Genomic DNA, 3049 nt, shown 5'->3' with positions numbered 1-3049 from the left:
ATTCTTAAAATCCTCCAAACTCAAAGCGTTTTCTTTCTCGCTTTGCACCAAATCCGAATGCAATTTTTGAATTGAAGTAAAATGAATGTTGATGTTTCTATCATCTGCTTCATCAAAATTTCTGACTTCTCTTATATATACTTTCTGTCCATTGACAACAATATCTTGATTGAATAAATATTTGCTCGCTGATGCATTCAAGAAATTTTCTCTGGTTTTATCTAAAATGGTATTAGAATGTACAAAAAATAAAAAATTTCGATACCCTTTTTCATACAAGTAAAGCATTAATCCAGCCATTATAAGTGTTTTTCCACTTCCGGTCGCCATATTGTACATCAAATGAAATGGTTTTCTTGGCTTGCCTTCAAAATCTTCATTATAAAAAAGGATAAAACGCTGAAAAGCTTCTTTTTGATACTCTCTTTCTCCATAACCTGGTTTAAGATTGTCAGAAATATAATTGGGAATTTCAATTTTTGAAATAGCAATTTTACCAAAATTATCCTTTAATGTATCGTATAAATAAGCCATAAATGATTGTTGTTTTTTTGTCATTCCGACGAAGGGGGAATCTCATCACACTAATCAATCGGATGTGATTTCTCCTTTGTCGAAATGACAAGTTTGGGGTTATTTTTTCAATTGATAAAAATCCCGTGTTACTTTTAATTCTTCATCAGTACATTCAAAATCTTTATCCTGTAATGAAGAAAGATTCACATACAATTGATTTTTATCCAATAAAGTAATCAAGAGTTCTTGCTGTGCTGAAAATTCTAATTTTTTGAAGTCTTCAATGTGTTCTTCTTGTTTTTGAATAGCAATATTGTAATTCAAAAAAGATTTATTTTTCATTTCCTCCCAAATGACTAACAAAGTTTTGCTTTTTTTGGCTTTTAAGATTTTATCGATAAAAGTTTGATTGTATTTTTTGAGTTCTAGATAAGTGAAAGAACCTCCGCCTTGCCAATTGACGGATTTAGAGATTCCGCCTTGTTCACCCGCAATTACTTTTTTCAATCGTTCTACGGCTATGGTTTCAATGTAATCCATTTGCTCAATTCCTATGTATTGTCGATTCATTTTGTTTGCTACTGCTGCTGTTGTGCCACTTCCTAAATGAAAATCTAAAATTATATCACTTTCGATTGTTGATAAATCAATGATTTTTTTAAGTAAAAATTCTGGCTTCGGAAAATCGAAAATCTTATCCTTAAATAATTCATCTAATTCTTTTGTCCCCTTATTTGAAATTAAATTTTTATCAAACCAAACTGTTTTTTCCATTGTGGTACTTGACCTATATTTTTGAAAAACTCTGAAAATTCCATCTGCACTTCTTCTAGCAACAAGGTGATGGTTTTCGTTTTCAATTGCTTTATCTCTTCCCCATCTCCAAACACTATCTAATCCATTTACGGTTATTGGATAAACAACTTCATTTTCGTTTTCATTATTTATAACTTTTACTTTAAATAATTTATTTTCATCTTCGCTATTTAAATCAACATAAAATGGATACCTGAGATTAGGTCTGTTTTTTGAATTAAAAGCGACTGCGTTTTGATTCCTCAAATCAGTTAAATCATATCCTCCTATATTATCAGTAAATTTGAATTTATGATTCTCTTTCTCAACTTCATATATCTTGGCATATGCTTTGTTTTTTGTAAATAATAAAATGCTTTCGTGAGTTCTTGCAAGATTACCATACCTTCTTCCTTCAGTTTTAACAATAGTAGTTATGCAAGAGTCAAAATTATTATTTCCAAAAATACCATCCATTAAAACTTTTAAATAAGCTTGTTCATTATCGTCTCATTGTACAAAAATAACCCCATCCTCTCTTAACAATTCCTTTGCAACTTCCAATCTATTCTTCATAAAAGTCAACCAAGTAGAATGATTAAAATTGTCATTATAGCCAAAGCTATCACTTCCTGTATTATACGGTGGATCAATATAAATAAGCTTTACTTTACCAGCAAATTCTTCTTTTAAAGAATGCAAAGCCAATAAATTATTACCTTTTATAACCAAATTATCAGTTATTGTTCCTTGTTCGTTTCTATTAAAACCATCAAATGCTTTTTCTCCTTCAGCAGTAAATGTTTTAGCATTGGTTAATACTTTCGGATCAAGTAATTGGTTGATTTCGTCTTGTGCCAACACTTCATTAAAGAAAATTTCTTCTCGTTTGTCTTCCTCTCGGCTTTGTCCGCCTTCAAGAATACAATCTTTATAGGGCCAAACCAGAGCCACTTCATTTCGTTGGTTTAAGAATTTGCCGTCAATTGTTAATCCTATTTTGTTTTTATAAGCCGTAAAACTATCGTTTAGATAATTCTTTTGTTCCATAAATTCAATAAACAAGGCTTGGTTAAAAACCAAAATGTCTTTGATAGGAATAAAAAAATGAGTTTTAATTTCTTGGTTTTCTAGTAATATGGAGATTAATTCTGTATCGCAATTTTGTGCTTTACTAATGATTACCCATTTTTTCAAGTCACCGTCATCGGTTACATAATTGGGTTCTTTTTTTAAGACTGCTTCGACCGTAGCGTATAGTTTCATGTTTTTGTTGGAGTAACAAAAAATAGGCGCAGGCTAATTGCAATGCTCGTATTCTGCGGGATTCGACGCCCGTACCTACAAAGCAAAGCAACGCCCACGCCTACACGTGAACGTTAGCTTGAACTTCCCTGTAGGTATTATGAAGTGTCGAATTTTCAGAATACAGGTTCTTTCGCTAAACGCTAATTTTATATGTTGTTATTATCTATTTATCTTTTCAATACTGATTTTAGTTATGTAGCAAATATAGTTGATTAGAATTTATAAAAAAAAGGTATTGTTTTCCATAAATAAGTTTGGTGACAAATGCTAAATAAAATTTGACTTTAAAGATAAATCGTTAGATTTGTGTAAAATATTAGAAAATATGGAGTTTGAAAATCATATAGAAATAGGTTTGGGGATTTTTACAGTTCCTGACATTGCGTCTATATTAAATTTAAAATATTCTAAAGTTAATAGTCTACTAAAC

General features: G+C 30.4%; 1 protein-coding gene and 1 pseudogene. Both read right to left on the bottom strand.

The window, feature by feature from the left end; translation table 11 throughout:
* A partial coding sequence (locus ACH2BG_RS09490; RefSeq protein WP_395047453.1) for a DEAD/DEAH box helicase family protein occupies positions 1-558 on the bottom strand: 558 nt, incomplete at its 3' end.
* A gap of 75 nt (positions 559-633) precedes the next feature.
* Positions 634-2577, bottom strand: a pseudogene (locus ACH2BG_RS09485) (DNA methyltransferase).
* Positions 2578-3049: the final 472 nt, after the last annotated feature.

Source organism: Flavobacterium sp. (genome assembly GCF_043779715.1).
Classification (GTDB): Bacteria; Bacteroidota; Bacteroidia; order Flavobacteriales; family Flavobacteriaceae; genus Flavobacterium.
The sequence above is the reverse complement of the archived record's forward strand: the minus strand, read 5'-3'. Positions and strand labels throughout refer to the sequence as shown.